The 5,992-nt window shown below is 42.4% G+C and carries 10 protein-coding genes and 1 pseudogene; all 11 read right to left on the bottom strand.

All coding sequences use genetic code 11. The features are described 5' to 3' along the window. On the bottom strand, positions 1 to 560 hold a 560-nt coding region (locus CDG77_RS32830), incomplete at its 3' end, for a helix-turn-helix domain-containing protein (protein WP_223270109.1). A gap of 108 nt (positions 561 to 668) precedes the next feature. After that, on the bottom strand, positions 669 to 1,475 hold the full coding sequence (locus tag CDG77_RS32825) for a DUF5131 family protein (RefSeq protein WP_094333374.1): 807 nt from the start codon (positions 1,473 to 1,475) through the stop codon (positions 669 to 671). Between the two features lie 25 nt (positions 1,476 to 1,500). After that, a complete protein-coding gene (locus CDG77_RS32820; RefSeq protein WP_190234134.1) occupies positions 1,501 to 1,950 on the bottom strand; it encodes an MT-A70 family methyltransferase in 450 nt (149 codons plus the stop codon). Between the two features lie 14 nt (positions 1,951 to 1,964). Next, positions 1,965 to 2,087 (bottom strand): hypothetical protein, encoded by a 123-nt coding sequence (locus CDG77_RS38785; protein ID WP_143857145.1) that lies wholly within the window; start codon positions 2,085 to 2,087, stop codon positions 1,965 to 1,967. Between the two features lie 18 nt (positions 2,088 to 2,105). Then, a complete protein-coding gene (locus CDG77_RS32815) occupies positions 2,106 to 2,564 on the bottom strand; it encodes a hypothetical protein (RefSeq protein WP_094333372.1) in 459 nt (152 codons plus the stop codon). 85 nt (positions 2,565 to 2,649) lie between these two features. Continuing rightward, positions 2,650 to 2,886 carry a hypothetical protein gene (locus CDG77_RS32810; protein WP_094333371.1) on the bottom strand — a complete coding sequence of 79 codons (237 nt, stop codon included), beginning with the start codon at positions 2,884 to 2,886 and terminating at the stop codon, positions 2,650 to 2,652. A 109-nt stretch (positions 2,887 to 2,995) separates the two neighbouring features. After that, positions 2,996 to 3,889 (bottom strand): hypothetical protein, encoded by an 894-nt coding sequence (locus CDG77_RS32805; RefSeq protein WP_094333370.1) that lies wholly within the window; start codon positions 3,887 to 3,889, stop codon positions 2,996 to 2,998. A gap of 26 nt (positions 3,890 to 3,915) precedes the next feature. Continuing rightward, positions 3,916 to 4,374, bottom strand: a complete 459-nt coding sequence (locus CDG77_RS32800; RefSeq protein WP_094333369.1) for a DUF1392 domain-containing protein — start codon at positions 4,372 to 4,374, stop codon at positions 3,916 to 3,918. Further along, positions 4,371 to 4,769 carry a hypothetical protein gene (locus CDG77_RS32795; RefSeq protein WP_223270108.1) on the bottom strand — a complete coding sequence of 133 codons (399 nt, stop codon included), beginning with the start codon at positions 4,767 to 4,769 and terminating at the stop codon, positions 4,371 to 4,373. Before CDG77_RS32795 ends, CDG77_RS32800 begins: the two co-directional genes overlap by 4 nt. Positions 4,770 to 4,987: 218 nt before the next feature. Further along, positions 4,988 to 5,377, bottom strand: a complete 390-nt coding sequence (locus tag CDG77_RS38225; protein ID WP_223270107.1) for a hypothetical protein — start codon at positions 5,375 to 5,377, stop codon at positions 4,988 to 4,990. Positions 5,378 to 5,569: 192 nt separating this feature from the next. Beyond that, a pseudogene (locus CDG77_RS32785) lies at positions 5,570 to 5,992 on the bottom strand (hypothetical protein); the annotation flags it as partial.

Here is a 5,992-nt window from a genome sequence, read left to right as displayed (position 1 = left end):
GCCAGGGGCGCGTCCTTGAGTGGATGGACTTCAATTGGATAATCTTTAATTGGATAATCTTTGGGTGTCCCCCCAACACTACCGGGGTGTTCCCCCAACACTACCGGGGGTGTTCCCCCAGCACTACCGGGGTGTCCCCCCAGCACTCCCCCTAGTGTCCCTCCAACACTACCTAAATCTTTCTTTCCTCTGATTAAGGAAGACGGTTTTAATGGATTAGGGAACCAGTCTTCCATGTCCGTAAGACTGTAATGATTTGATGTTTGTAGCCCGTTATTCTCTCTGCTGGTTTTTGTGATCAAATTCCAACAGATAAGTTCATTTACTGCTGCGATCGCTTTTCGCCGTAAAGTGTCGGTTGGTGAATTTGGAAAAGACCCCCGAAAGCAGAACTCACCAATGGATTTGTAGGAAGGGAAAGCATTGTTATCACAACCGGCTCGACGGCACAAGTGGCAGTAAACACGATATGCCTCCATTGTTAATGGCAAATCGTCAAGCTTACTATCCATATAAATATGGCGTTTTCTTCTGTTATCGCTAAAGCTGTCGGTAGTCATCTTTTAAATCCTCCAGCAATGTTTATTTTTTTTGTTAAACTCATCGTTAGAACCCTACAAAAAACTTTTCCTTCCCCCGCCGTGAAAAACAGTGTGGGGGATTTGCTTTTACTCTCGTACCGGAACAGGAAATTCCCTAACCTGTAATTCTTGTGGAAACTCTTCAATTTTTCCCCCTTTCTTGTTGCGGGTTTTGAATGGCTGCCCCTCAAGTTGAGCATTAGCCCCCAACTGCTTCACAAATACGGGTGTTTTGGCTGACTGGCATTGTTGGACAATTGAATTAATCCATTCGATGTGGCATGGTCTGGAATTTGGGCCAGACTCACCACCAATAATGACTAACTGAACATCATTCAAATAGTGAGTAATATCGCCCAAATCTTCTAACAATGGTTCAACTGACCAGAACCGAATTAAAGCCGGAATTTGAGCAAGAAATTGACTACGTTCTTCTAAAGTGCGGCGATTCTCAATCGAAGTTCCTGACCAAATATTTAAAGGTAACTTGTCTAGTCCATGACAAGAAAGCCATTCATCCATAGATAACAGCATAATTTCTGGGCGTTTGGTGAGAATCTGAAATATTTGATTGGGAGCAACGAACATTCCGTCCAGCATTTCATGTTGCCAAAAACGCGGAACCCACTCACCAAAAACATCAGTCATTGAAGAAACGAAATGCTTCTTAGGTTTTCTTTGGAATCCCCATTTCCGAATAGCTTCTGTATCTAACACTAGCTCTGGTGGTTGCCCAGAGTAGGGTTGCTTGTTTCCGCCAAAGAAAGAGTTTTTATTTAATTTCTCTGCATAGCAATTTGCACAACCCTCACTTTTCTTATGACACCACCAACCGCCTCCTTTGACACGGATGATATTTTCTGTTTGGTCTGTCCATTCTATGTTTGTTGACATAATTACCCTTTATATAATGCTATTCTCATGCACTCAAAGAAACATTCGTTTCACTATCAAACTTTTGGGCTTCATCCCCCCAACAATCCCAACCATCACGAGAAGAACGAGCGAACATTTCTAACTTCGTCATTTCTGGGCAGAGCTTATCTACTAGTTCAAAAAATTCATCTGGTTTACGGGAATGCTCACGCCGCCGTGCATGGATTAGTGATGATTCATTAGTGAGGGAACGTCCAGCAAAAGCCCTGACATTACCTTGTACAGCTAAAGCACAATGTTCAGTTGCGTTACGTAGCCAGTGACCAGTACCCAGATGGGTTGTACCGCTCTTAGTAACTTTTTCCCAGGTAAGAATAGTTTTCAAGCTAAAACCCCATGTTTCTAAGCAATGTGCGGCTTCAATCATGTGATTGTTGGTGAACCAAAGCCAAAGAACTGACCCCGTGCAATCGCTTAAGTCTGGAACAGGCAATGACAGTATTTCTTCTATGGCATTGGCTTGTAGTTAATGCGGTTTCGGTGAGTTTTATCCTGATTTCTCAGCCGATAGAACCAGGGAGGGTCAATCACGATGCACTGGTATTGACCTTCTAATGTTGTTAGTCTCATATTTAACTCCTGTTATTTTCAAACTTGTTCTGGAAATTCAATGTGGCTTAAAGTCTGAAGTTCAACAGCTAATCCACTTAAGAAATTTTGGAGTTCGACTATTGCCAATTCTTTGGATATCTCCTTTTCTGACGTATAAATAAGTTGCTTGTGATGCCCAAAGTAAACTTCTGTACGAGTCAAGTTTTGCTCTGTGTCAGTTAACAGAGTCAAAGTAAATCTTCCAAGTTTGCAAAAGTAATAAGGACGCTTTGAACTCCAAGGCTTTCCAGGTTGCCAAGTGATTTTAGTTTTTTTACCAATGTGAACGCTGATAGATTCAAAATCAACGTGAAAAATATTCAGTAAGGCAAGCATTTCGCCACTGTTGTAATGATCTACAACGTGCTGTCTAATGCCTAATTCTGCTAAACCTTCAGGAATATCAATGTGAGCTTCAGATGAGATTTTTTCAACTACTGTCACTATGGCTTTCATATCCGTTTAACCATCTTGTAATTTGTAAGAAAATATTTAGGAAGGTGTATTACTCGCGCTTCAATTAAACCCCTGGCAACGAACGTTATTCAGGGAATAAACAATCAGTTTCATATTCGTCATCATCCTCATCTGAACCTTCATCTTTGATGGATTCAAATTCTTCGATTGCGAAAATAGCCATAGCCACACACGCTCTTTCTGCTGGATGTGTAGCTGATTGCATCCGATATGATTCGGGGACTATATAGCCTTGGATCGCGTAGAATTTCTTAGCTAGTTTTTCAATGAGTACATCTTTCTGGAAGTAGCCGAGTTCCATATCTTTTCCCCTCAAGGTAAAATTTACCTTTGTTGTAAAAGTCTTAATTCTTGATTACTTGGCGATCGCTCTGCTTGACCAATGACCAATGACCGATGACCAATGACCATTAAGCAGTAACTACAGCTTTCTTACTAGCGAAAGCCCCCGCCTGCCTTAGCGCTGCACTAGGACTCGGATGAGCAAAGAACTCTTCTATAGCCTTGGTCAACCCAGCCGCAACAGTCGGCTCGTGACAAGCGTAGACATAGATAGGCTGTTGAACCCCATTAACCAATCGCGTTTCTTGGCGATCGCCTAAGTGTGGGTAAAACGTGCGAACCCATGTCCCAAGATGTCCGCGATAGTGAGCGCCGCTCAGGGGGACTTTTTTTCCAAGTTCGTTCTCTGCAAAGTTGACCACGCCAAGCCAGCGTTCTTCTGAAGGGGTTAGCAATTTTCTGTTGTGTTCTGCCAGAAGATTCCCGGCATAGTCTTTGAATTGCTGTTCCATGTATGGGTTGAGTCTGCCACCGGTTAACTCAGCTAAAGTTTTCATGGCCAGGACAAGAGTATGCAATCGTTGTTCAACTGGAGGGAGGGCTGGTGTAGTGGGTTGTTCTTGTGGTTGAGTAGCGGGTTTTGTCCACCCCAATAAATCTTGAATCCAGGCACGAACACCAATGCTTTCAAAAGCTTCACAGGCTAATTTTGCTTGTGCGGTACATCTCTTGCCAGCTTCATAACCGTAATAATGAAGTATGGTTGCTACAGCGACATCGGGAATACCGGACTCAGACCATGATTTTATCTCAGCACCTTCAAAGCCTTTGTAGATAAGCCTTTCAGCCAGTTTGGAGCGAGAAATATCAGCAGCAGTTTTGAGGCTTCTGAGCAATCCAGCATCATTAACATTTGCTAATCTGGCTGCTGCCCGAATACTAGCTTTGCCCTGACCATTAGCATCGATTTGAATCTCTTGTTTTATTTGTTCGATGATTTCGGCGATTTCAATTTGTGACATAACTTTAGTTGTGTGATTAGAAAAAATTAAACATTTACCCGCACCAAACTTTTTTCACCAACCAGTGAGAAACGATTAGATATAGTCCGTGATTGAGTTAAGGTTGGTGATACCAATTCAACAAGGTAAAACCAAGAATTATTCACTAGCCCAATCCCCAAAATCAGCCGTTGTTTTGTTCCCTGATCGTGAGAACAGAGCATTACCCTTTCGCCTAGAACAAAGGCAGGTTTTTGCACAGTGATGCTTTCTAACTCTCCAGTCCCAATGATTTGGTTTTGTGTGGCGTGGAGTATTTCATTACGGCAATCAATTGAATAAATCCAGCACTCATGCTTCCATTGCATACCGCAACAGTAGCCGAATGTTTTCGTGGTTCGTAGATATACTCTCTCCAGTAAATTCACCTCAACAGGTGGAATTGTTCCACGCCAAGGTGGAGAGAGATACCAGCTTGTTTGAAGTGCGTTAATGTGGTCAATCATGCTCGTCTCCCTAACAGGTAATTAATCGCTTCAACATCAAGAGCGGCAATGCGTTTTTTAATTGATTGTGGTGGGTTGTCAAAAAACTGCTTAAGATGGCATTTCCGAACTTGATAATGTCTGGCAGAGCGTCTTGTAGCTTTGAGCCATCCTCTTTTTACCCACCTTGTGACGGTTGAGAAATTCAATTGAAGAACTTGAGCAATCTCTTTACAAGAATAGTTATCAAGAGTGGGACGGGCTGAATAACCTAAGCTATTTAACTTCAGAAAAATTGCAATCGGTGTACGAGAAAATCCTCGCCTTTTTAGGATTGAAGCTATTTGTTTGATTGTATAGACTTCAGCTTTCGCCTCAATAATTGTGAGTTCTTCATCACCCCATTTGCTACTCATTTGATTACCCTCCTTCTCTTGAACTAGGTGTAATATTCCTCATTTACTTCCCTTGATTTACATATAAATAAATCGGTTTGGGAGGTTTGTATAAAATTAATTCGATTTCAGTAAACATATTTTGTTGACCTGTGCAATAATTAGTGGTTTTTAGCGTAAACTTTCAGTGCTTTACGATTGCTTGAAGAAAAGCTGATATTCAAGCAATCGCTTCTTTACTAAACAGAAGGCTGTTGATTCCGGTCTAACTTCCATTGCAGATAAGTGAGTGCAGTTTGAGCATCAGCAATGTTTAAATCAGGTTGATATCCCTCGTCCAGCAGTCGTTTGTAGTCTGGGTGCGTAGTAATTTCGGATATCAGGGTTTGAGCTTCTTCAACTAGGTAGTGGAGATGTGGGTTAGACATTTCTATGCCCAATCGGGAGCATAAATCTTCTGCTTTCACCCCCATAATTCCTGGCTCAATCTCCGTTTCTAACTCTTCAAGCAGAGATTGGAAATCAGGGTGTTCATCGTTGATTTCAATCTCAAATAAATCTGCGCTCTTTGTAACGATAGTTGCCCAATTGGGTAAAGTCTGTGGAATGGTTTTCGCGTAAAGTTTCATGATTATGTCCTCTGGGACTAATAACTTAAAAATCCTTGGCAATCTCCAACAAAAAGCCGCGTCCGGTGTTCTGTACTTGCATAGAGGAGCAATACAAATTCGCAATTTCCAATACTTCGGCTACGCTCAGTACAAGTTCGCAAGTCGCAATTAAACTGCGAATGGGCGAAAAAGCGAATTGCGAATTTGGAATTACGCTGTTACAGGCTCCCGTAACCGTTGCCAGTTTTGAGTGGTTAACTGTTCAAAGGATAGGTCTAGCAATTGCTCACAGTTAGCCACTTCAGCAGAGAGCAACTGCTGTAATTCTTCAGTAGTCAGTTGCTCTAAGGGTCGGGATTGCAAGTATTTGTGAACTGGTTCAGCCAGCGATGTATCCACCATTGACAGCGAGCGCACAGCATCAAACGCAGAGTTAGAATACTGCTGCTGGACTGAATAACGCCTCTTCACCCACCAGTCACCGTCAGTGCATTCGACTTGCCCCAGTTTCACGCCGTTGTTGTTGTAAATGCCATCATCAAGAATTTCAAACCCATAATTCTGGCACTCGTTGAAGATATGCGCCATGATTTGGTTTTCGGTCGTAGAAGAGGACAAGGAGCAGGGTGCGGG

Source organism: Nostoc sp. 'Peltigera membranacea cyanobiont' 213, assembly GCF_002245975.1.
Lineage (GTDB): Bacteria > Cyanobacteriota > Cyanobacteriia > Cyanobacteriales > Nostocaceae > Nostoc.
This window is presented reverse-complemented; position numbering and strand designations above follow the sequence as displayed.

Coding starts and splice junctions, on each gene's coding strand:
- CDG77_RS32805 (WP_094333370.1), bottom strand. CDS start 3,889: ATGTCACAAATTGAAATCGCCGAAATCATCGAACAAATAAAACAAGAG.
- CDG77_RS32810 (WP_094333371.1), bottom strand. CDS start 2,886: ATGGAACTCGGCTACTTCCAGAAAGATGTACTCATTGAAAAACTAGCT.
- CDG77_RS32825 (WP_094333374.1), bottom strand. CDS start 1,475: ATGTCAACAAACATAGAATGGACAGACCAAACAGAAAATATCATCCGT.
- CDG77_RS38225 (WP_223270107.1), bottom strand. CDS start 5,377: ATGAAACTTTACGCGAAAACCATTCCACAGACTTTACCCAATTGGGCA.
- CDG77_RS32815 (WP_094333372.1), bottom strand. CDS start 2,564: ATGAAAGCCATAGTGACAGTAGTTGAAAAAATCTCATCTGAAGCTCAC.
- CDG77_RS32800 (WP_094333369.1), bottom strand. CDS start 4,374: ATGATTGACCACATTAACGCACTTCAAACAAGCTGGTATCTCTCTCCA.
- CDG77_RS32795 (WP_223270108.1), bottom strand. CDS start 4,769: ATGAGTAGCAAATGGGGTGATGAAGAACTCACAATTATTGAGGCGAAA.
- CDG77_RS38785 (WP_143857145.1), bottom strand. CDS start 2,087: ATGAGACTAACAACATTAGAAGGTCAATACCAGTGCATCGTGATTGAC.